Origin of the sequence: Romboutsia hominis (assembly GCF_900002575.1) — a bacterium.
Taxonomy (GTDB): Bacteria; Bacillota; Clostridia; order Peptostreptococcales; family Peptostreptococcaceae; genus Romboutsia_C; species Romboutsia_C hominis.
Map to the genome: position 1 here is coordinate 620,318 of NZ_LN650648.1, position 23,270 is coordinate 643,587.

The 23,270-nt window shown below is 27.7% G+C and carries 22 protein-coding genes and 1 pseudogene; 21 read left to right on the top strand and 2 right to left on the bottom strand.

What is annotated here, in order from left to right; translation table 11 throughout:
• The first annotated feature begins 105 nt into the window (after window positions 1-105).
• Both dnaK and dnaJ read left to right on the top strand, forming a co-directional pair.
• A complete protein-coding gene (gene dnaK / locus FRIFI_RS02830) occupies window positions 106-1,944 on the top strand; it encodes a molecular chaperone DnaK (RefSeq protein WP_166504912.1) in 1,839 nt (612 codons plus the stop codon).
• Window positions 1,945-2,092: 148 nt separating this feature from the next.
• Window positions 2,093-3,247, top strand: a complete 1,155-nt coding sequence (gene dnaJ / locus FRIFI_RS02835; RefSeq protein WP_166504913.1) for a molecular chaperone DnaJ — start codon at window positions 2,093-2,095, stop codon at window positions 3,245-3,247.
• Between the two features lie 124 nt (window positions 3,248-3,371).
• On the opposite strand, the gene FRIFI_RS02840 is transcribed toward dnaJ, so the two are convergent.
• Both FRIFI_RS02840 and FRIFI_RS02845 read right to left on the bottom strand, forming a co-directional pair.
• Window positions 3,372-4,559 (bottom strand): SAM-dependent methyltransferase, encoded by a 1,188-nt coding sequence (locus FRIFI_RS02840; RefSeq protein ID WP_092927158.1) that lies wholly within the window; start codon window positions 4,557-4,559, stop codon window positions 3,372-3,374.
• Window positions 4,560-4,666: 107 nt separating this feature from the next.
• Entirely contained in the window at window positions 4,667-5,209 is a 543-nt protein-coding gene (locus tag FRIFI_RS02845) for a hypothetical protein (protein ID WP_166504914.1), read from the bottom strand.
• A 248-nt stretch (window positions 5,210-5,457) separates the two neighbouring features.
• Here FRIFI_RS02845 and FRIFI_RS02850 point away from each other — a divergent pair, with 248 nt between their 5' ends.
• The 19 genes and pseudogenes from FRIFI_RS02850 (at window position 5,458) to FRIFI_RS15330 (ending at window position 23,263) form a co-directional block, all read left to right on the top strand.
• Window positions 5,458-6,396, top strand: a complete 939-nt coding sequence (locus FRIFI_RS02850) for an ROK family protein (RefSeq protein WP_166504915.1) — start codon at window positions 5,458-5,460, stop codon at window positions 6,394-6,396.
• A gap of 320 nt (window positions 6,397-6,716) precedes the next feature.
• The gene (locus FRIFI_RS02855) at window positions 6,717-7,406 is read left to right on the top strand and encodes a response regulator transcription factor (RefSeq protein WP_166504916.1); all 690 of its coding nucleotides are present in this window, start codon (window positions 6,717-6,719) and stop codon (window positions 7,404-7,406) included.
• Entirely contained in the window at window positions 7,406-8,833 is a 1,428-nt protein-coding gene (locus FRIFI_RS02860) for a HAMP domain-containing sensor histidine kinase (protein WP_166504917.1), read from the top strand. The genes FRIFI_RS02855 and FRIFI_RS02860 overlap by 1 nt, the downstream gene beginning before the upstream one ends.
• A 20-nt stretch (window positions 8,834-8,853) precedes the next feature.
• Window positions 8,854-9,090 (top strand): hypothetical protein, encoded by a 237-nt coding sequence (locus FRIFI_RS02865; RefSeq protein ID WP_166504918.1) that lies wholly within the window; start codon window positions 8,854-8,856, stop codon window positions 9,088-9,090.
• Window positions 9,091-9,237: 147 nt separating this feature from the next.
• Window positions 9,238-9,966 (top strand): cobalt ECF transporter T component CbiQ, encoded by a 729-nt coding sequence (gene cbiQ, locus FRIFI_RS02870; RefSeq protein WP_166504919.1) that lies wholly within the window; start codon window positions 9,238-9,240, stop codon window positions 9,964-9,966.
• Window positions 9,967-10,071: 105 nt separating this feature from the next.
• Window positions 10,072-10,875: an energy-coupling factor ABC transporter ATP-binding protein gene (locus FRIFI_RS02875; protein WP_166504920.1), complete on the top strand. Its 804-nt coding sequence runs from the start codon at window positions 10,072-10,074 to the stop codon at window positions 10,873-10,875.
• Complete coding sequence (cbiM, locus tag FRIFI_RS02880) at window positions 10,875-11,534, top strand: cobalt transporter CbiM (RefSeq protein ID WP_166504921.1); 660 nt, start codon at window positions 10,875-10,877, stop codon at window positions 11,532-11,534. Before FRIFI_RS02875 ends, cbiM begins: the two co-directional genes overlap by 1 nt.
• Window positions 11,535-11,548: 14 nt before the next feature.
• Window positions 11,549-12,064 (top strand): hypothetical protein, encoded by a 516-nt coding sequence (locus FRIFI_RS02885; protein WP_166504922.1) that lies wholly within the window; start codon window positions 11,549-11,551, stop codon window positions 12,062-12,064.
• A 182-nt stretch (window positions 12,065-12,246) separates the two neighbouring features.
• The gene (locus FRIFI_RS02890) at window positions 12,247-13,254 is read left to right on the top strand and encodes an ABC transporter substrate-binding protein (protein WP_166504923.1); all 1,008 of its coding nucleotides are present in this window, start codon (window positions 12,247-12,249) and stop codon (window positions 13,252-13,254) included.
• A 149-nt stretch (window positions 13,255-13,403) separates the two neighbouring features.
• Window positions 13,404-14,417 (top strand): ABC transporter substrate-binding protein, encoded by a 1,014-nt coding sequence (locus FRIFI_RS02895; protein WP_166504924.1) that lies wholly within the window; start codon window positions 13,404-13,406, stop codon window positions 14,415-14,417.
• A gap of 9 nt (window positions 14,418-14,426) precedes the next feature.
• On the top strand, window positions 14,427-15,518 hold the full coding sequence (locus tag FRIFI_RS02900; protein WP_176579601.1) for a FecCD family ABC transporter permease: 1,092 nt from the start codon (window positions 14,427-14,429) through the stop codon (window positions 15,516-15,518).
• Entirely contained in the window at window positions 15,518-16,285 is a 768-nt protein-coding gene (locus FRIFI_RS02905) for an ABC transporter ATP-binding protein (protein WP_166504925.1), read from the top strand. The genes FRIFI_RS02900 and FRIFI_RS02905 overlap by 1 nt, the downstream gene beginning before the upstream one ends.
• Window positions 16,286-17,236: 951 nt before the next feature.
• On the top strand, window positions 17,237-18,298 hold the full coding sequence (locus tag FRIFI_RS02910) for an SH3 domain-containing protein (protein ID WP_166504926.1): 1,062 nt from the start codon (window positions 17,237-17,239) through the stop codon (window positions 18,296-18,298).
• A gap of 142 nt (window positions 18,299-18,440) precedes the next feature.
• Window positions 18,441-18,545: pseudogene (locus tag FRIFI_RS02915) on the top strand (hypothetical protein); the annotation flags it as partial.
• 372 nt (window positions 18,546-18,917) lie between these two features.
• Window positions 18,918-19,616: a LytR/AlgR family response regulator transcription factor gene (locus FRIFI_RS02920; RefSeq protein WP_166504927.1), complete on the top strand. Its 699-nt coding sequence runs from the start codon at window positions 18,918-18,920 to the stop codon at window positions 19,614-19,616.
• Between the two features lie 672 nt (window positions 19,617-20,288).
• Window positions 20,289-22,490 (top strand): bifunctional diguanylate cyclase/phosphodiesterase, encoded by a 2,202-nt coding sequence (locus FRIFI_RS02925; protein WP_166504928.1) that lies wholly within the window; start codon window positions 20,289-20,291, stop codon window positions 22,488-22,490.
• A gap of 156 nt (window positions 22,491-22,646) precedes the next feature.
• A complete protein-coding gene (locus tag FRIFI_RS15320) occupies window positions 22,647-22,802 on the top strand; it encodes a hypothetical protein (RefSeq protein WP_330405564.1) in 156 nt (51 codons plus the stop codon).
• A gap of 18 nt (window positions 22,803-22,820) precedes the next feature.
• Window positions 22,821-23,036 carry a hypothetical protein gene (locus tag FRIFI_RS15325; protein ID WP_330405566.1) on the top strand — a complete coding sequence of 72 codons (216 nt, stop codon included), beginning with the start codon at window positions 22,821-22,823 and terminating at the stop codon, window positions 23,034-23,036.
• Between the two features lie 5 nt (window positions 23,037-23,041).
• Complete coding sequence (locus FRIFI_RS15330) at window positions 23,042-23,263, top strand: GyrI-like domain-containing protein (protein WP_330405567.1); 222 nt, start codon at window positions 23,042-23,044, stop codon at window positions 23,261-23,263.
• The last annotated feature ends 7 nt before the right edge of the window (window positions 23,264-23,270 follow it).

Genomic DNA, 23,270 nt, shown 5'->3' on the forward strand with positions numbered 1-23,270 from the left:
GTTCTAGCAAAATTAGAACTTAGATATTTAAATATATAAAATAAATAATAACTAAATTCTATATAGAATAAAAATCATAAAAAATTATTTAGGAGGAATTTGGTCATGGGAAAAATAATAGGAATTGACTTAGGAACAACAAACTCTTGTGTAGCAGTATTAGAAGGTGGAGAACCACAAATAATAACTAATGCAGAAGGTATGAGAACTACTCCATCAGTAGTAGCATTTACTAAGGACGGAGACAGAATAGTAGGGGAGCCTGCAAAAAGACAAGCTGTTACAAATGCAGATAGAACTATAATATCAATAAAAACTCACATGGGAACAGATTACAAAGTTAATATAGATGGTAAAGATTATACACCACAAGAAATATCAGCTATAATCTTACAAAAATTAAAAGCAGACGCAGAAAGCTACTTAGGGCAACCTGTAACTGAAGCTGTTATAACAGTTCCAGCATACTTCACAGATGCTCAAAGACAAGCAACAAAAGATGCAGGTAGAATAGCAGGACTTGATGTTAAGAGAATAATAAATGAGCCAACTGCTGCTGCACTTGCTTATGGTATGGATAAGTTAGACCAAGATAAAAAAATATTAGTATTTGACTTAGGTGGAGGAACATTTGACGTTTCAGTTCTTGAAATAGGAGATGGAACTTTCGAAGTTTTAGCTACTGCTGGTAACAACAGATTAGGTGGAGATGACTTTGACCAAGTATTAATAGACTACTTAGCTGAAGAATTCAAAAAAGCTGAAGGTGTAGACTTAAGAAATGATAATATGGCTCTTCAAAGATTAAAAGAAGCTGCTGAAAAGGCTAAAAAAGAGTTATCATCAACAATGACAACTAATGTAAACTTACCTTTCATAACAGCTACTGCTGAAGGTCCAAAACACTTAACTATGGATATATCAAGAGCTAAGTTTGATGAGTTAACTGCTCATTTAGTAGAAAAAACTATGGAACCAACAAGAAGGGCATTACAAGATGCAGGTCTTTCAACTTCTGATATAGATGATGTATTATTAGTTGGTGGTTCTACAAGAATACCAGCTGTTCAAGAAGCTGTTAAGAAATTCATAGGAAAAGAGCCACACAAAGGATTAAACCCAGACGAATGTGTTGCTGCAGGTGCTGCTATACAAGCAGGTGTATTATCTGGAGATGTTAATGATTTATTACTTCTAGATGTTACTCCATTATCATTAGGTATAGAAACTATGGGTAACGTAATGACTAAAATAATAGAAAGAAACACTACAATACCAACTAAGAAGTCACAAGTATTCTCAACTGCTGCTGATAACCAAACTGCTGTTGATATACATGTTCTTCAAGGTGAAAGAAGTATGTCATATGATAACACTACTTTAGGTAGATTCCAATTAACTGATATACCACCAGCTCCAAGAGGAATACCTCAAATAGAAGTTACTTTCGATATAGATGCTAACGGTATAGTTCACGTTACTGCTAAAGACTTAGGAACTGGAAAAGAGCAAAAAGTTACTATAACTTCTGGAACTAATTTAAGTGAAGAAGAAATAGAAAAGAAAGTTAAAGAAGCTGAAATGAATGCTGAAGCTGATAAGCAAAAGAAAGATAAAATAGAAGCATTAAACCAAGCTGATTCAACTATATACCAAACAGAAAAAACTTTAAATGAATTAGGTGACAAAGTAAGCGCTGAAGATAAGAGTGCTATAGAAGCTGCAATAGCTGAACTTAAGGCAGTTAAAGATAAAGAAGAGTCAACAGGTGAAGAAATAAGAAAAGCTATGGATGAAGTTATGAACAAATTCCATAAGGTTTCTGAAATGATGTATCAACAAGCACAAGCTGAGGCTGGGGCTCAGGGTGGCGAAACTGGTCAAGGTGCTCAAGACGATAACGTTGTAGATGCTGACTTCACAGAAGTAAATGACGAAAAATAGGTTACGAAAATATATAGTTTAATATATAATAGAAAAGAGTATCTTTTCATAAGTAGATAGTTATATACTAATACTTAAAAATAATAATAGCTTGTAGTATGATATTCTACAAGCTATTATTTTGTAATAATAAAGGTGGTGACAAATAATGAGTGCTAAGAGAGATTATTATGAGGTGCTTGGTGTAGATAAAAGTGCCGATGCTCAAGCCCTTAAAAAAGCATATAGAAAACTTGCTATGAAGTATCACCCAGATAGAAATCCTGGTGATAAAGAAGCAGAAGAAAAATTCAAGGAAATAAATGAAGCGTACGAAGTATTATCAGATGATAGTAAAAGACAAATGTACGATCAATTCGGACATGATGGTGTAAACGGTCAAGGAGGATTTGGTGGCCAAGGAGGATTTGGTGGTCAAGGATTCGGTGGATTTGAAGATATATTTGGTGACATGTTTGGTGATATATTCGGAGGTGGATTTAGCAGTGGTAGAGCCAGAAGAAGAGGTCCAGAGCGTGGAGCAGATATAAAACAAAGTGTTAGTATAAGCTTTGAAGAAGCTGCATTTGGAAAGAAAGTATCTGTAAAGATAAATAGAAGTGAAGAGTGCGAAGAATGCCATGGAAGCGGAGCTAAGCCAGGAACATCTAAGAAAACTTGTCCAACATGTAATGGTACTGGAGAAGTTAGAACTGTTCAAAGAACTCCATTTGGTAATATAGCATCAAGTAGACCTTGTAGTGCTTGTAATGGAGAAGGTGAAGTTATAGAATCACCATGTCCAAAGTGTCACGGTAAGGGATATAATAGAAAAGTTAAGACTATAGAAGTTGATATACCAGCAGGTATAGATGATGGACAAATGATAAAATTATCAGGTCAAGGTGAAGTTGGATCTAAAGGTGGACCAAGAGGAGATTTATATATAATAGTTAATGTTAAACCTCATCCATTATTTACAAGAGAAGGAACTGACATATACTTTGATATGCCAATAACATTTGTTCAAGCTGCATTAGGAGATGAAATAGAAGTTCCAACACTAGATGGAAAAGTTAAGTATACAATACCAGAAGGAACTCAAACTGGAACTGTATTTAGACTAAGAGAAAAAGGTATACCAAGACTTAGAGGTAACTCAAGAGGTGACCAATATGTTAAGGTTATAGTTGATACTCCTAAGAAATTAAATGAAAAGCAAAAAGAAATACTAAGAGAATTTGCTAAAGAATGTGGAGAAGATGTTCACGAAAAGAAAAAGACTTTTGGACAAAAAATAGAAGACATGTTTAAAAGAAAGTAATTTATAAACAAGTAAATATAACAAAAGATAAAAGAGACATAGTTTAAACTATGTCTCTTTTTTTTAAAATGTACACATTTCATAATATAATTTAAAAAATTATAGAATAAAATTTACTCATTTTTTAATCTTTATAAATATATTCTCTTGTCATACTTATTTCATTATTAACACCTTTGCTCATTAAGATCTGATGTAGGTCTATAACTCCATTATTAAAACAAGCAGCACAAGAAGAAAGGTATAAGTCCCACATTCTTACGAATTCTTCATCAAACATATCCTCTACAACATCTCTTTGTTTATCAAAGTTTTTATACCACTCAACTAAAGTTTTAGTATAATGTCTTCTTAAACTTTCAACATCTAATGTATAAAAATTATATTTAGGAAGTAAGTCTATAATTTCACGTAGTGAAGGAATAACTCCACCTGGGAATATGTATTTTCTAATCCAAGCATCGCCAGGAGATTCAACTAAACCACTTATATAATGTAATAAGAATAACCCTTTAGGTTTTAATACACTATTTACATTTTTAAAGTATAAATCATAGTGTTCACGACCAACATGTTCTAACATACCAACACTTACAATTTTATCAAACATCATACCAGATGTTTCAAGATTTCTATAGTCCATAAGTTTTACTTGTAAATAGTCTTGAAGTCCTTCCTCTACTATTCTTTCATTAAATCTTTTATATTGTTCCTCACTTAGTGTAATACCAGTTCCTTTAATTTTATATTTCTTAGCGGCTTCTATAAGAAGATATCCCCAACCACATCCTATATCTAGTAAAGTTTCACCTTCTGATAGATCTAATTTTTTTAAAATATGATGTATTTTGTTCATTTGAGCTTGGTATAAAGTATCATCATCATTTTCGAAGTAAGCACAAGAATAACTTAAAGTATCGTCTAGCCAAAGGCTATAGAAATCATTTCCTATATCATAGTGAGAACAAACCTCTAATTTTTGATTCTTTTCATTTCCTGCTTTATGGAATAGTTTTGATAATTTTGCAAAGTTAGTATGAAAATGTTCTTTTTGACAGCTAAATAAAGCATCTAAGACTAGTAGTAAATCACCATCAATATCAATATCTTTTTTCATGTATGCTTCCCCTAAAGCTAACGATGTACTATTTAATAAATCTTTTTTACTAATTGGCTTATTAAAGTAAACCTTAAACTTAGGCTCATCTTGCCCAATTAAGAATTCTTCTCCATCCCAAAGTTTTACCTCAAATGTACTTGAGTCAAGTTTTGAAAGAAATTCTTTTATAAATATTTTGTCTATGCTGTTCATAATAATTTTTCACCTCTATAAAAACCATACCCAAAAATTACCATATGAAAACAAAATATTATATAAAAAAATAGAAATATATTTAAATACATTCCTATTTTTTAATTTTATATAGATATTATCGCTAATGTTTGAAGTTGGGTAAATATACCCTGAGAAAGGTCTGAGATAGTTTTTTTATTCATATCCATCTCCTTTAAAGCCAGGAATGTTATGAATGCATTTAATAAAACTTTTTCATAAATATAAAAGTATGTATATTTATCGTTTAAATACTCTTTATTTCTTATAGATTCATTTATAAGATTAAGTTCATCAACTGTAGCATGAGTTACTGCCATAACAGTAGTTGAATCTATATTTTCATCTTTTACTGATTTAAATTTTTGAAGTGAGAAAGTATTTAAATCTACTAAAACTTTATGTATATCTTTAAAATTTTTGTCTTTTAATTCATCCTTAGTTTTTATTAACAAAATATTAGAACGGTTTGTTATATCATCTATTTTTTCCTTATAAAATCCAAGTAGTGAATTTAATTTTATATTGTCTTCTATTTCTTTATTATCATCTTTAAGTTGCAAATTCTTATATTTATCTGATACTTTTTGTATATCTTTAAATAACTTTAATCTCTCAAATCTTTCCATAATAAACCCCCTTAAGTTGTTATTATATATACTATATAGTATAAATCATTGGAAATATATAATAAAGAAAATGTTTTTTAGATTGTATTTTCAATTGAAAAGGAATTTATTTTTAGAAAAAAATAAATAATTTAAATTTTGGTAAAAAAATTAATAATATAAGATAGAATTAAATTAAGGTAGCATTTATAATATAATTAAGTTAAAAAATTACCATGTTATAATTAGATTTACTAAGGAGGAGAAGCATGTATTTTGTAGGAGTGGATATTGGAGGAACAGGAATACAAGCAGGGATAGTTAATGAAAATGGTGAAATACTTTTTAGAAAAGAGTGTAAGACTAATTCTTTAGATGGATTTGAAAATGTTATGAATGATATAGAATATTTAGTGAGGGGATTACTAAAAGAAAATAATTTAGATATGAGAGATATAAAGTCTATAGGATTTGGTGTACCAGGTTTTATAAATAAACAAGGTATGGCAACTGCTGTAAACTTAGGTTGGGAAGACGTTAATTTTATAGAGTCTTTAAAAAATAGATTTAATGAAGTTGATGTGTATGCTGAAAACGATGCAACAGTTGCAGCATTGGCAGAAGCTAAATCAGGAAGTATGAAAGGAAAAAATTGTGCTGTTATGTATACACTAGGAACTGGTGTAGGTGGTGGAATAATAATAAATGGTAAAGCATTTTCAGGTGCACATGGTATGGGATCTGAACTAGGGCATGTTATAATAGGTGAGAATTACTTTGACTGTAATTGTGGAAATAACGGGTGCTTGGAAACTTTCTGCTCGGCAACAGCCATAATAAAGTATGCACAAAGGCTAATAAAAGAAGGAAGAGCAAGCATAATATTGGATATGGTAAATGGTAATTTAGAAGATATAAATGCTAAGATAGTATTTGATGCTTATAGAGAAAATGATGAAGTAGCAGTAGAAACTATAAATAGATTTAAACTTTACTTATCCAAGGCAATAGCTAATATAGTAAACACATTAGACCCAGATATAATATCACTAGGTGGAGGAGTGTCAAGAGCTAGTGATATTATACTTTCTGGATTAAAAGAATTAGTAAGAGAGCAGCTTGTATTTAAAAACAATGAATTTGCAGACATAGTATGTGCAAATTTAGGAGCCGATGCAGGTATAATAGGAGCAGCATTTTTAAGTTAAAAATAAATATAACTATCTGAAAATAAATCTTAAGAAAAAATATTCTTAAGATTTATTTTTATGTAAATTTTTAAAGGTAACACTTAGGACATAGTATTTCTTTTAATTTTTATTTAAAGTTAACATTACAATGAGGGATTAAATAAAGTGATTATACTTTTACTATAAAAATTTTTCTAATAAAAATTAGATATTATCTAGAATATGATAAATCGTAATCTCTATTTTTAGTATATAAGCAAGAATATACAAATTATGACAAAAAGGTATTATATAATAAAAATATCATAAAGCATAAGATTACTAAGGGAGTGTGTGTATTGAGTAAAAAACTTATTTTAATATGTGATGACCAAGAAACAATACATGAAACAATAGGTCAGTATCTAAAATCTGAGGGAATGGATTATATATCAGCATATGATGGATTAGATGGAGTAGAAAAAGTTAATAGGTATAATCCAGATTTAATACTATTAGATTTAATGATGCCTAAAATGTTTGGAACTGATGTATGTAAAGAAATAAGAAAAAATAGTAATGTACCTATAATAATGCTTACAGCCAAGGGGGAAACTGTAGATAGAATAATAGGTCTTGAAATAGGTGCAGATGATTATATTACAAAGCCATTTTCACCAAGAGAAGTAGTTACAAGAATAAAAACAGTGTTAAGAAGAAGTGGAAATAGTGATATTTCGAAACATAAAAATGTAATAGTACAAGGTAATTTGAAGATTGATATAGAAAGTCATGAAGTTTATATAGATGGTAATTTAGTAAGTATAACACCAAAAGAAATGAAAACATTTTATATGTTGGCTTCTAATTCAGGAAAGACTTTAACTAGAGAATATATATTATCAGAAGTATGGGGATATGATTACTTTGGAGATACAAGAGTTGTAGACACTCAAATAAAAAGACTTAGAAAAAAAATTAGTCAATTTGAAGTTGATTGGGAAATAAAATCTATTTACGGTGTTGGATATAAGTTTGAGGTAATTTAATGAGTAAGTGTCTATTTAAGAAAATATATAAGACTATTGGACTATCAAGTATAGTATTTGCCTTTATTTCAATATTATTTTGTAGTGTTATAGTCAAGCAGTATTTTATAAAAATAGAAATGGAAGAAATTGAACAAAAGCTAGATGAGACTATATATAGATATCATGGGGAAAATCATCAATTAGCTGAGCGATTAAAAATAGCACTAGGAAGTGGGATTATAATAAATGGATATGACTTTCTTGGCAAACAGGCATTTAGATATTACACTATAGATGAGTCAAAGCATAATATTGACTACGAAAAAGTAAATGAAACAATAGGTAAGCAAATAAAACATATATTAGATGGAGAATCAATAAAAGGCGTAACTAAAGTTGATGGAATAGATGGTAATTCAATTTTTGTAGCCAAACCTATAATTCAGGATGAAAAAGTATTTGGGGCTGTAATTGCTATAAAACCGCAAAGTGAACTAAATAAAACCTTACTAAGTTTTTATACCATATTGATAGTTAGCTTAATATTGCTTTTAATATCTACAGCTGTTCCTGTATATTTAGTAACAAAAAAAACATTAAAGCCTTTGAAAGATATAACAGATGTTACTATTAATATGTCTAAAGGAGATTTTTCAAAAAGAATAGATGAAAGTGAAAGTAAAGATGATGAATTTGGAGAGCTAATAAAGGCATTTAACTATTTATCATATAAATTAGAACAAAATGATAAAGATATAAAATTACTAGAAAAAATGCGAAGAGATTATGTAGCTAATATATCTCATGAATTAAAAACTCCGATAACATCTATTAGAGCAGTGGCAGAATCATTAAATGATGACATGATAGACTGGGTAGATAGAAAACGATATTATAGCATGATACTTAGAGAGTCAGTAAGACTACAAGCTTTAATAAAAGATATGTTAGAATTATCAAGGCTTCAAAATCCTAATGAAGTAATTGAAAAACAATCACTTTGTATGGGATGTATAATAAAAGAAGTGAGGGAAAAATTTGAAGTAATAGCTGAAGATTTAGATATAAATTTTATAACACCATCTGAGGAAGTTAAATATAATAAGGTATTTACAAATTATAACCGAGTAATACAGGTACTTGTAATACTATTAGATAATGCTTTTAAGTTTACAGATGAAGAAGGAACAGTTTCTGTAGAAATTGAAGAAGAAGAGGAGTTTATTAAGGTAATAGTGTCAGATACAGGCTCTGGAATAGAGGATGAAGATTTATTATTTGTATTTGATAGATTTTATAAAGCAGATAAATCTAGAAAATCAGAAGGAACAGGAATAGGACTATCCATAGCAGCTGAGATAATGACTAGATTAGATGAGAAAATATATGTAGAGTCTGAGGTAGGAGTTGGTTCTAGGTTTATATTTACACTACATTACAAGTAAAATTAAAGTAGGTGCATTTAATGGAGATATTCATATTTATATTAATAACAAATCTTATAGATAAAAATAGTGGAAATGATAATGTAAGAAATAGAAAGTATAATAGTTTTAATCCTAATTCTAATAATATAAATAATAATACTTTTATGGACAACTATAATGGTTTTAATATTCAAGATTGTGAATGCAATGACTTTGGCCATGATTTTTGTGGTGATACTATAATGGATTCTAGTTGTGATTGTAATTGTGATTAAAAAGGAGCTTATGCTCCTTTTTTATTACAAAAAATCTTAAAAATTAAATTCTTACTAAAAATGACAGAAGTTTGACATAAAAAAGACACAATTATATTTTAAAATTAAGGGGAAGAGTCAAGCAAAAGAGATGTTTAGGAGGAAGTTATGCAAAGTCAAATACACAAAAATTCTAAAAAAACATGGCTAGAAACTTGGGAACCAAAAACTAAGACTTTGACAGCTTTTATATGGTTAATAGGCATGTTATTTTTAGACAATCCGATTATTGTAGGAATTATATTAATTAGTTTATTTGTAATATGTATGTTATCCAATAAAAATATAAAACAAGTATTTAATAGTTTAAAGATAGTATTACCTTTTGTTATATTTTCAATGATTACATTAATATTTAGTAATGGATTAAATATTAGAGAAGAAGCTGTTAATTTTGCTATGATTTTGGGCTTAAGAGTATTAGCATCAGCGATAATTATACTAATTCTAGTATCAACGCAATCATTCCAAACATACCTAAATAGCATGAACTCGTTAAACCTACCACCAGTATTTATGACAACTTTGTTTTTAACAACAAGATATACAACATTTTTAATGAATGAATTCAAACATATAAAAAATGCACTTAAATCAAGGTTATTTAAGGCAAAGGGAAACAAAAATACTATAAATACTTATGCAAATGTGTGTGGTGGAATGATAGTCAAAGGAATAGACAGATCAGAAGCTGTGTATAAGGCAATGAAGTCAAGAGGATTTTGTGGAACTATGCCAGTAGATAATCCTAAGCCTATAACAAAAAATGATTTAATAAAACTTTTATCATCAATTATTTTAATAATAATTATTGTTATGATAGATAGTAATATTTAAAACTTACAAATATGAAGAAGTAATTATTATAAAAAATTACAGTTAAAAACATATAAGGAACATAAATTATTAAAGATAACTTTGCTATATAAAATGGGGGATATTATGAATGCAATAGAGATTAACTCATTATCTTATAGATATCAAGATGGAACAAGGGCGCTTAATAACGTGAGTATAGATATAAAAAAAGGAAGTAAGGTTGCAATATTGGGTGCAAATGGAAGTGGTAAAAGCACATTATTACAACATTTAAATGGACTTATAATGCCACAAAATGGAGAAATAAATATATTAGGTAGAATTATAACTAATTCAAATATAGATGAAATAAGAAAGGACGTAGGATTATTATTTGATAATCCAGACAATCAGTTATTTTCAACAACGGTATATAATGATATAGCTTTTGGGCCAACAAACTTAAGACTTCCAAAGGATGAGGTTAAAAGAAGGGTTGATGAAGCAATAAGATTAGTAGATATAGAAAATTTAAAGGATAAATCTCCATGTAACTTAAGCTTAGGGCAGAAAAAGCGTGCAGCAATAGCAGGGTTACTTGCTATGAATCCTAAAATACTACTTATGGACGAGCCATTTTCGGGACTTGACCCAATATCACTAAATCAGTTCTTTAAAATACTAAAAAGTTTGTCAGATGATGGATGTACTCAGTTAATAAGCACACATGATGTAGATATTGCATATTGGTGGGCTGATTATATAGTTATAATTCAAAAGGGTAATATAATAGCTAAAGGTAGCACAAAGCTATTAGAGGACAAAAAACTCATGAAAGAGTCAGGTTTAGTAAGACCTACTATTGCAGAAATTTTCGCCGATACTGGTATGTATCCAAAAACTGCAAAAGAAGGAAATAGAATTCTTATAAAAGAGGGGGGAATATAATGCATATTTCAGAAGGGGTATTAAATACACCTACAGTAGTTGTAACTACTATAGCTGCAGTAGGGCTAATTGCATATTCTGCTAAGGGAGTAAAAAGTGAAGAAATACCTAAAATAGCACTTATGACAGGAGTATTTTTCACAGGTTCATTGATACATATACCTATAGGTCCTGCATCAATACACTTACTATTATCAGGAATTATAGGTATGATTTTAGGAAGACGGACACCAATATCAATTTCACTAGCACTCATACTTCAATTATTCTTATTTCAATTTGGAGGTCTTACAAGCTTTGGTGCAAATGTATTAAATACATCCTTGCCAGCAATGCTTATGTTTTGGTTAGTAAGACCGCTTATAAGTGAAAAAAAATCAAGTCAGTTTATATGTGGTGTATTAGCAGGTTCTATAGCAGTTGTAGGAACAGTACTAGGGGTAGGAATTAGTCTAGTTGAAAGTAATACTCAATTTGGTATAGGCGTTTTTTCAACTATACATATGTTAATTTATGGTCATATACCACTTATGATAATAGAGGGAATATTTACAGGATTTGTAGTTCAATTTATTGTAAGTGTAAGACCACAAATACTTGCAGTATTGCAAACTGATAAGGGAGAGGTAAAACCTCTAACTATAAATAACAATATATAATAAGGGGAGAAAAAATGAGAAGATCAAAGAAATTATTATTAGTACTTACAATGGCAGCAACATTTACACTAAGCACAATAGGTGTATTTGCACATGGTTTACACTATGAAAATGAGGGAACAGTATTTTCAGTTACATATGACGATGGAACACCAACTAAAAATGCTGTAGTATTAGTATATGATGAAGCTGGGAATCAAATACATGAAGGAAAAACTGATGAAAATGGTTCATTTGAATATGGGGAAATAGATGGTGCAGCTAAATTACTTGTTAATGATGGAAATGGTCATCAAGCTGAATATGAGATGGAAACACCTGTAGTAGTAGCTGAAAAAACAGAAAAAGATAATAAAGAAGAAGCACCAGCAGAAAAAGAAAAAACTGAAGAAGTTAAAGAAGAAGTAGCAGAAGAAAAAGTTAAAGAAACTCAAGACAACTCAAAGATAATAACAGTTGTTATAGTATTGGTTGCATTAGGAGCGATAGCTGGAGTATTCTACGCTCGTAATAAGAAAGTTAATAAATAGTATATATAAAAAGATGAATCCAAAATTGCAGGATTCATCTTTTTATATATAATTAATATTGCTTAAATGAAATTATGTGTATAAATGTTATATATTAAACTATTTATTCATATTTCGACAAAAAAATAAAAAAACAAATGTTATAATTTATGGGATAACATAGCAAATACGGGGAGCAAATAATGAAAAGACTTAGAAAAAGTATAAGACTATTTTTAATCTCAATGTTAATCATGGGCTCTACAGGATGTAGTAATATAAAAAAAACTCATAGTGAAGTAAAAAATCAGTCTGCAAGCTCACATTATCCGATAACTATAACTACATATAATCATTTAAAAGAACCAATAGAAATTACATTTAATAAGGAGCCAGAAAGGGTAGTTTCGATATATCAAAACTCTATAGAGACACTTTTAGCATTAGGATTAGAAGATAAGATTGTCTTAGGGGCAGGGCTTGACCATAGTATAAAAGATGAATATAAAGATAAGTTCAAGAAAATTAAATACATAAATGATTATGTACCAGATATAGAAGATATACTAAATGAAAATCCAGATTTTATATTATCTTGGTATTCAATATTTGATGAAGATAGAATTGGTAACGTAAACTATTGGAACGAAAAAGGTATAAATACATATATATCTTTAAACAGTGGTATAACTAAAAAAAGAGCTGTTGAAAATGAAATAACAGATATAATAAACCTAGGTAAAATATTCAATGTTGAAGAAAAAGCAGAAAAAATAGTTAAAGAAATAAATAATGAAATAGAGAACACTTTAAAGGATATAAATCATACCAAAGAAGAAACAACTTTAATAATAGAATACATGGGTAAAGATATATATACTTATGGAAAAGAAAGCTTAGGCGGTGACATGGTAACTAGGTTAGGAGGAAAATTATTAGAATCTGAAAATAACACTATAACAGAAGAAGAGTTAATAGAGTTAAATCCAGATTCAATTTTTGTTGTTTACATGGACAGAATGGATACTAATGTACCATCACAAGAAGCTAATAAGATACTTAAATCTCATAAATTAAAAGAATTAGATGCTGTGAAAAATAATAGAGTAAACACAATAGCTTTAGGGGAAATGTATTGTAGTGGTATAAGAACAATAGATGGAATAAAAACTTTTGCAAAAGGTTTATATCCAAAAAAAATTCATAATTAGTAGAAAAAATTTGAACAAATATTAAAGTTATATAAAATGTCCTAAAAATGACACAATAATGACATAATTTTTCGGAAATTTCGACAATAAAATAAAATAAATGTGTGCTATAATATCAATAGTTAAATGACGAAATTTGGGGGAATAATATGAAAAAATTGAAAAAAAGTATAGCTATAATATTAAGTTCTATAATGATACTAGGAATAACAGGATGTAGTGGAGCAAAAACTGAAAAAACTGAAAGTGATGTACAAGCATCAAGTAAAACAAATTCACATTATCCAGTTACTATAACAACTCATAATTATGAAAAAGAACCAGTAGAAATAACTTTTGATAAAGAGCCAGAAAATGTCGTTGCTGTATATCAAAACTCAATAGAAACTATGTTAGCATTAGGGTTAGAGGATAAAATAAAATTAGCAGCAGGACTTGATCATGAAGTTAAAGATGAATATAAAAAAGCTTTCTCTAAAATAAATTATTCAGAACAATTTACACCAGATAAAGAAACTGTATTAATGGAGCAACCAGACTTTATATTATCTTGGTACTCTATATTTGATGATAAGAGATTAGGTGATGTTGATTATTGGCATAAAAATAATATAAATACATATATGGCCTTAAATAGTGGGGCAGCTGAAGATAGAACTGTTGAAAATGAAATTACAGATATATTAAACCTAGGAAAAATATTTAATGTAGAATATAAAGCAGAGAAAATAGCTAATGAAATAAATACTAAGATAGATGAAGTCTCTAAAAGTGTCAAAGACCAAAAAGAGCAAACAACTTTAATAATAGAGTATATGGACGGGAAAATATATACTTATGGAGCGAAAAGTTTAGGTGGAGATATGGTAACTAGATTGGGTGGTAAAGTATTAAACCCTGAAGGCGGAAATATTGGAGAAGAAGATTTAATAAAATTAAATCCAGATTCAATATTTGTTGTTTATATGAACAGAGGAGATGAAAAAGCAGGCCAAGAAGAAGTAAATAAAATACTTAAAAATCCTGCACTTTCAAGCTTAAAAGCAGTTAAAAATAATAGAGTAAACCCTATACCACTAGGAGATATGTATTGTAGTGGTATAAGAACAATAGATGGAATAAATGCATTTGCAAAAGGGTTATATCCAAACTTAAATAAGTAGGAGTAGTTTATGGAGAATAGAATCAATCTATCATCAAGTAAAAAAAATATATTTAAGGAGACACCTATATATATAGGTGTTTCTGTTGTATTATTAATATTATTATTTTTATCAATAGGATTTGCTGTAACAATCGGTTCGGTAGATATAAGTATTAGAGAAGTTTATAGCATTATAATAAATAAAATATTTAACTTAAGTCAAAATGAAGCAGTATCGAATGGTGCAATTCATGATGTAGTATGGCTTATAAGATTGCCAAGGATAGTCCTTGCTATTGCAGTTGGAATAGGTCTATCTGTAGTTGGAATAGTTATGCAAGCTATAGTGAAAAATCCATTAGCAGATCCATATATACTAGGAGTATCATCAGGAGCATCACTAGGTGCAACATTAGCCATAATGTTAGGAGTCGGAAGCGTATTTGGTGGAAACTATATTGGAATAGCTGGATTTATAGGAGCATTTCTTGTGTCTATATTAGTTTTAATTATAGCAAATATAGGAGGAAGAGCAAACTCTGTAAAGTTATTATTAGCAGGTATGGCACTTAGTTCTGTATGTAGTGCATTTTCTAGTTTTATAGTTTATATCGCAGATGACGCACAAGGTATGCAAAAGATAACTTTTTGGCTTATGGGAAGCTTAGCTGGTGCTAAATGGGAACAAATAGTATTTATACTTCCTTCTATATTATTTGGGGCAATATTTTTTGCTACTCAATCTAGAATTTTAAACTTAATGTTGCTTGGAGATGAAGTTGCAGTTACGCTAGGAACTGATCTTCATAAATATAGACATTTATACCTTATTATAACCTCTCTTATGATAGGACTATTAGTTTATTCATCTGGAATGATAGGATTTGTAGGTCTTATTATACCTCATATAGTTAGAATGATATTTGGTACAGATCATAAAAAATTAATTCCAGTAGCTTCTATATTAGGTGCAATATTTTTGATATGGGCAGATGTATTATCAAGAAGTATAATAAAAGGAACGGAAATACCTATAGGAATTCTTATATCTATTATAGGCTCACCTTGTTTTGTTTGGTTAATGATTAGAAAGACTTATGGTTTTGGAGGTAAAAGTTAATGAACATAAAAACAGAAGGTGTAAAACTAAGTATTGGTAACAAAAACATATTAAAAGGAATAGATATAAATGTTGAAAATAAAGAATTTGTTGGAATAATAGGTCCAAATGGGAGTGGAAAATCCACTCTCTTAAAATGTATTTACAGAAATTTAAAGCCATCTAGCGGAGTTATTATGTTAGGTGATGAAAACCTATCAACTATACCTATTAAGGAGAGTGCTAAGAAACTAGCTGTATTATCTCAACATAACTATTATGATTTTGATTTTAAGGTGTATGATATTGTTCTTATGGGAAGATCACCTCATAAAAAGATAATGGAGAGAGATTCTAAAGAGGACTTTGAGATTGTTGATGCTGCTTTAGAAAAAGTAGGTATGACAGATTTTAAGGAAAGAAGTTTTAATACTTTATCAGGAGGAGAACAACAGAGGATAATACTAGCAAGAGCACTTGCTCAACAAACGGATTGTTTAGTATTAGATGAACCTACAAATCATTTAGACATCAAGCATCAATTACAATTAATGAGTATTGTAAAAGGGTTAAATATAGAAGTAATAGCTGCAATACATGATTTAAATATTGCATTAATGTACTGTGATAAAATATATGTTTTAAAGGATGGAGAAATTATAGCATATGGGACTCCTAGTGAGGTTATGACTAAAGAACTTATAAAAGAAGTCTACGAAGTTGATGCTATAATTAACAAGGATGAAAATGGTAAATTAGTGAGTATTTCTTATAATATATATAAGTAGGTAAATAAATAATATATAAATAAAGTAGTAGTTTTAATAGGATTTAAAACTACTACTTTTATATTTGAAGATATTGTTTAATTATTGTACAAAAGTCAAAATATTCGTTCTTTATAGTTTACTTATACTTTAAAAATAACTTAATAGACTTAAATTATAAAATTTATATTAAATATAAAAAATAAATATATTTTACAGGTTTCATTTTAAATAGAAGAAAAAATTGAAAAAAATAATAAAAAATAAGGTGGATATCTTGAAATAACTAGGTTTTATAAATTAATTTACATGGATATCTATAAACTTATTTTAGTATTAAATATTAGTATAAATTAACAGATAAAATAACACTGATATAAGACTTTAAATCATATAATATCGTTAATTTTTTATTAAATATTTTATCATTAGATGATTTTATACATGAATATTTTTTATAAGTTGTTAAGAGTAAATTATTATCAACTAAGAATGGTAAAAGCTAAAAAAGCAAAAGTTACAGCTTAATTTGACTATAAATTTAATATATAAATTTAATGTTTTTAATAAAATTTATATATGAATATAAAAATAAAAAATGAAGCTAATATTGTAACTATTTTTTACTAATTACTAGTAAAAATAATAGTTAGTAAGTATGATTAAAATAGCTATTTAGGCAAAAATTTATGCTTAAATAGCTATTTTTAAAAAAAAATTTTTTAAAATTTTTTAGCAAAATCTAATGTTTAAGAAACGTTGGAACTTCAATAGATTAAGACTGTTACAATTTGTAACTAATTTGTTACCCTTTTTTAATTTTTGCCTAAAATGGTGTTTACAAATCCTAAAAAGTGTATTAAGATTAATAACAAGTTAAGAAAAGTTACAAAAAAGTAACAAACAAAAGAATATGAATTAAAAAATATGAGATAGTTAATAATATATAATTTTACTTATTAGGAGGTTTTTATGAGTTTGAAAAAGAGAATGAATAAATCAACGATATTGGCATTAGGGTTAGTAATAGGTGGGATGTACGCATCAGCTGGGAATATATATGCAGATAACAAAGTGGAAGTAAATTCAGATAAAAAACAAGAAATGAAAATAGAAAACAATGAAATAGTAGTTGCAGATATATTAAATATAAGAAAAGGACCATCTGAAGATGAAGACAAAATAGGTGCTTTAAAAGAAGGTTCTGTCGTAGAAGTATTAGAAACTAAAGATGGATGGGATAAGATAAAACTTTCTGATGGAAAAGAAGGTTGGGTAAGTGGTGAATTTACAGTTAAAGAAAAAGCTAAGGTAAATGTAGATGAATTAAACTTAAGAAAAGGACCATCTACAGATGAAGAAAAGTTAGAAACATTAAAGAATAATACTGTTGTTGAAGTGTTAAAAACAGCAGAGATTAAAGATGAAAATAAAGATACAAAAGAAGTATGGCACCAAGTTAAGTTAGTAGAAGATGAAGCTACAAAATCAGAAAAAGAAGCTTCAAATGATGATAAAAAAGAAGAAAAAACTGGTTGGGTTTCTGCTGAATATGTATTAACAGAATCTCAAGAAAGAAAGCAAAAAGAAGAAGAGGCTAAAAGACAACAAGAATTAGCTCAAATGCAACAATTAGAAAGAGTAGAAAAAGTAAATAATGTAGTATCAAATACTACGTCAGATAGTCCAAAGACTTCAGCAAGTAAATCTAATGTAGTTGAGAAAAAAGAGCCAGTTAAGGAAGAGAAAGCTACATCAAACACTAAAGGGCGTAAACTTACTGTAAATGCAAGTGCTTATTCAGGACATAGCATAACAGCTACAGGAACTACTCCTAAGTGGGGAACAATAGCAGTAGATCCATCTGTTATACCTTATGGAACTAAAGTTTATATACCTATGTTTGACAAAGTATTCGTTGCAGAAGACTGTGGTGGAGCTATAAAAGGTAATAAGATAGATATATTCATGGGTAGTGAGCAACAATGTACAAACTTTGGTAGACAAAATATAGAAATACAAATATTAGGATAAATATAAATTGAAAAAGCCAAGATTAAATTAATTTAATCTTGGCTTTTGTTTAAATAAAATTTTATAAGTAATTATATATAGACGAGATATAGTAAATCTATTATAGAATGAAAAAATAAGGAGGTACTATATTGATTATCCGATGTTTTGTTATCAATGTGAACAAACATCAGGAAGTAAGGGATGTACTAAAGTTGGAGTATGTGGAAAGACTTCAGAAATAGCAGCACTTCAAGACGTCCTAATGTGCTTCAATACTTAGTAGATACATTTAATATAAGACATATAAGTACGCCAGATAATGACTTAGCAACATTTTTAGGTGTTTTGAAAAAAATAGAAATATAATATATGATTAAACTTAAACAAAAGCCTTCTTTTAAAATATTAAAAAAGAAGGCTTTTATTTTTATTTAGGAAGGTTATATTAGTTATTTGTTTTATTAATTAATGCAAAAATGTATATCCTACTAATTATATATTAGATAAAAGTAGTTTATAAATTAAAAATATAGTAATATAAAGATGACAATATTTTTTTACATATAAAGATTTTAATTTTATAAATCTCTATTGATATTTATTTTAATTTAAATATAGAAACATAGGGGGAGTAAATATGAGCTTTACGTTAGCCATTTGCGATGATGATGTATTAAATATAGGAATATTAGAAAAGCATATAGATAAAATTTTAAAAGATGAGAGTATAGAATATAATTTGCTTAAATACTCTTGTAAAGAAGAATTATTAAATGACTATCCTAAAAATTTAGATATATTATTTTTAGACATTAAAATTAACGGAATAAGCAGCACGGATATTGCCAGAAAAATAAGGGAAATTGATAAGAATGTAGAGGTAATGTTTACTACGCCAGCAGATTATATTTTTGAAACAAGAGCTTATAGATGCTTAGCTAAGCCTTTAAAGTATGAGGAAATAAGACTTCAGCTTAGAAAGTCTATAAAAGAATATTTAGAAAAACATAGTATAATATCCATACAATCTAGGAAAAAAACTTTAGTATTGCCAGTTAGAGATATACTTTATGCTGAGGTTAGGAAAAAAGAAGTTACAATATATACAGAAGAAAAAACTTATACTATCGAAGCTAGTATGAGAAGATTAGAAGGAAAAGTTTTAGGTTATAACTTTTACAGATGTCATCATAGTTATTTAGTAAATTTAAAGAAAATCCAAGAACTAAGGGAAAAATCTATAATTATAGGAGGATTTGAAATACCTATAAGTAGATCTAAGAATAAAGAACTTAAGATAAGATTAGATAATTTATTTGGAAATTGTTCATGCTAAATAGTATTTGATGAACATGTCTATAGGTAAATTTATTATTAATATATAAATCTAAATTATACTTTAAAATTGCTATTTACATAAAATTATTGAAAATGAAAAGGAAATAAATTGATTTTGATTTTGATTAGGATTATCATATATTTGGTGGGATCTATATGTAAACAACATCGAGATGATTATAAAAAGTATAGATATATTATTTATATTATATAAATTTAGATATTTAATGAAAAATAAAAAAACTTTGAATTAAATAAATAATTATGTGTGTAGAGTTGGGGGAAAATAAATTTTTTAATAATACATATAAGGTAGATTAATAATATCAAAAAAATGCTAATAAATATTAAAGTGTGGGAGAGTATTTTATGAATCTAGCAATTTTGTTTGTAATTTATATGGGGTGTTTTATAATGTGTTTATATATGAGTAATAAATATCAATAAATAAGGGGCAGTATATTATAGTTAAATGTCATAGTAGTTAAAAGGGAATAGATAAAATTATATTATTAGAAAGTTTTAAAAAAAGCAAATAAATTAAGTTAAATACCACTTCAGAGGAATTTTTTTGAAGTGGTATTTTAATTTTAACATATAAAAGGATTAAAAAATATAGTATAATAATTAAAAATAAGAAATCTAATGTAAAAAATTACGAGGAATTAGAATGGATAGCAACAACACAAGCATGAGTGTATTTAATGTTAAATCAATGTTAAAGCGAATGAAGGGGATATTGTTAATAACATTAATAAGTATAATATTTATAACCAAAGTAGAAATGAACCTGTATGAAGAATCTAAAAGAAGTATAAGAGAGTTTAATAGGCAGGTTTCGAATAAAGTATCTATAGATATATACAATGGAATGGAGAAATTAGATTATATAAATAAATATATAAACGAAGATATGAAAAAATACAAAGATAAGTATAATGAAGACATATTTTTAAAAAATATAAATAGAATTAGTAGTGGAAGTTTATTTAAGTACATAGGCATAGTGGGTATGGATGGGTACATAAATATAGGTGATAATGATAAAAAGGTATATGTAGGGGATAGAGAGTATTTTAAAAAAGCCATATCTGGGGGTAACCATGTAAGTAAACTTATAGAAAATAGATTAGAATATGAACTAGATACAGTATATTCAAGACCATTAATTATAAATGGAAAAATCAAAGGAGCAATTGTAGGGATTGAACCTAAGGAGATATTAGATAAAAATTTAGTAAATAATACATTTTCAGATAAAGTAAAGGTATATATTGTTACTTCTAATGGGAACATAGTGTTAGGGTCTAAAGAAAATTTAGGCATGTATAGAGATATAATATTAAAATTAATCAATGAAAAAGGAAATAATGGTATAGATAGTTTTGATGAACATGGGGAAAAAAATGTAATTGCTTATAATAAGGTAAAAAACAGTAACAATTGGTATGCTATATCTATAGTTCCTATAGCAAAAGTATTTACAGGAACACATAGTACAATAAAATTATCTTTATTTACAATTATATTGTCATTATTCTTATACGTAATTATTGGTACTTATGAAGATATAAAAAATAAAAAAGAATTAGAAGAAGCTAGTTATGTAGATTCCTTAACTAATCTTAGAAATTTGTTAAAGTTTAAATTAGATGCAAAAAAGATAATATTAAATAGGGCTAAGGATTATGTTTGTGTAATAGTGGCATTTGATATAAAGAATTTCAAAGCTATAAATGAATTATTTGGCTATGATAAGGGAGATAAGGTATTGAAGATGATAGCTGATAATATAAGAAGTATAGAGTTTGAAAATATTAGTGCAAGAATAGGGGAAGATATATTCACACTATTATTCAAAATAGAGGACGATGAAGACTTTGAAAAAAAAATCGAGTATATAAATAAGCATGTTACAAAGCAACGTTATATTAATAAAAAATTAGAATTAAATACCCATATAGGTGTATTTAAGATGAAAAAGGAATGTATTGAAATTGATAAGGCTTTAGATAATGCAAATAAGTCTAGGATAGAATCAAAAAAAGTAGGAGATAAATTATACTATTTATATAATGATGAACTAGAGTATAAGATACAACAAAAGCTGATAGTAGAAAGGGATTTAAAAAGATCTTTAAAAAATGAAGAATTTGAAATATTATATCAACCTAAGGTAGATATTAATAGTGAAAAGATAGTATCTGCAGAAGCTTTAATAAGGTGGAAACATAAAGATGTAGGATATATATCACCAAATATATTTATACCAATAGCTGAGAAAAATGGAGATATAAATCTTATAGGAAGATGGGTTATAAAAGAAGTTTGCAAAGAAATAAAAAAATGCGAAGTAAATAAAGATAATATAGTTCCTATTGCTATAAATTTATCGAGGGTAGAGCTTTATCAAAATAATCTAATAGATTATATAAGAAATACTATGAAGAGATATGATATTTCACCAGAATACTTAGAATTTGAGATAACAGAAACTGCAGCCTTAAATGATATTGATTATATTAATAATAGAATAAGAGATATAAAAAGCCTAGGTATCAAGGTTTCTATGGATGATTTTGGAACAGGTTCTTCAAATCTAAGCAATTTAAAGAGACTTGATATAGATGTTTTAAAGATAGATAGGACTTTATCAATTGATATAGAAGAAGATGAAAAGACTAAGAGTTTATTAAAGGCTATTATTAATTTAGCCAAGGAGTATAACATCGATGTAGTTTGTGAAGGAATAGAAAGTAGAGAGCAAGTAGATATACTTAGGGAGTTTAGATGTGACATGGTACAAGGGTATGTTTATTATAGGCCATTAGATATATGTAAATTAAAAAAAATTTTAAAAGGAAATAAATAGCTATTTATATAAAAGAGTATTAATATATTGATACTCTTTTATTTTTTATGACAAAGATAGTAGGCTCTTTTAGTTAAACACTTAGTGTTGCCAATTTGAACCAAAAAGAATGTATAATATTATTTAGATAGCTATTAAATAATAAAGGAGGTAAGTATGAAGCACGAGTGGAGAAAAAAAGAAAAGGAATATTACATACCAAAGCAAAAACCGCAGTTAATAGAAATACCAGAGTTTAAATTTTTTACTATAAAGGGGCGAAGTAATCCAAATAGTGAGGAATTTAGTGAAGCTATAGGAGTGTTATATTAATTAGCTTATACAGTTAGAATGATGCATAAAAGTGATAATATACCAGAAGGATATTTTGAATATACAGTATATCCTCTAGAAGGATTATGGGATTTAAAAGAAAATGGAAGAGGGCTAGAATATTTAGATAAAAATGAGCTAATATATACACTAATGATTAGACAACCTAGCTTTGTAAATGATGAAGTATTTAATAGAGCCATGGAAAAAGTAAAAAGCCACATAGATTATTAGATAAGGTGAAATTTGAAAGTATTAAAGATAGTTTATCTGTACAAATGTTACATATTGGATTTTATGATGATGAGCCTATAACTTTTGAAATCATGCAAAAGTTTTGTGATGAAAATAATTTAAGATTAAGGACTAAAGTTCATAGAGAAATATATTTATCAGATTTTAGAAAGACTGAACCTGAAAAGTTAAAAACAGTGCTTAGATACAAAGTAGAGAGAATATAAAATACAT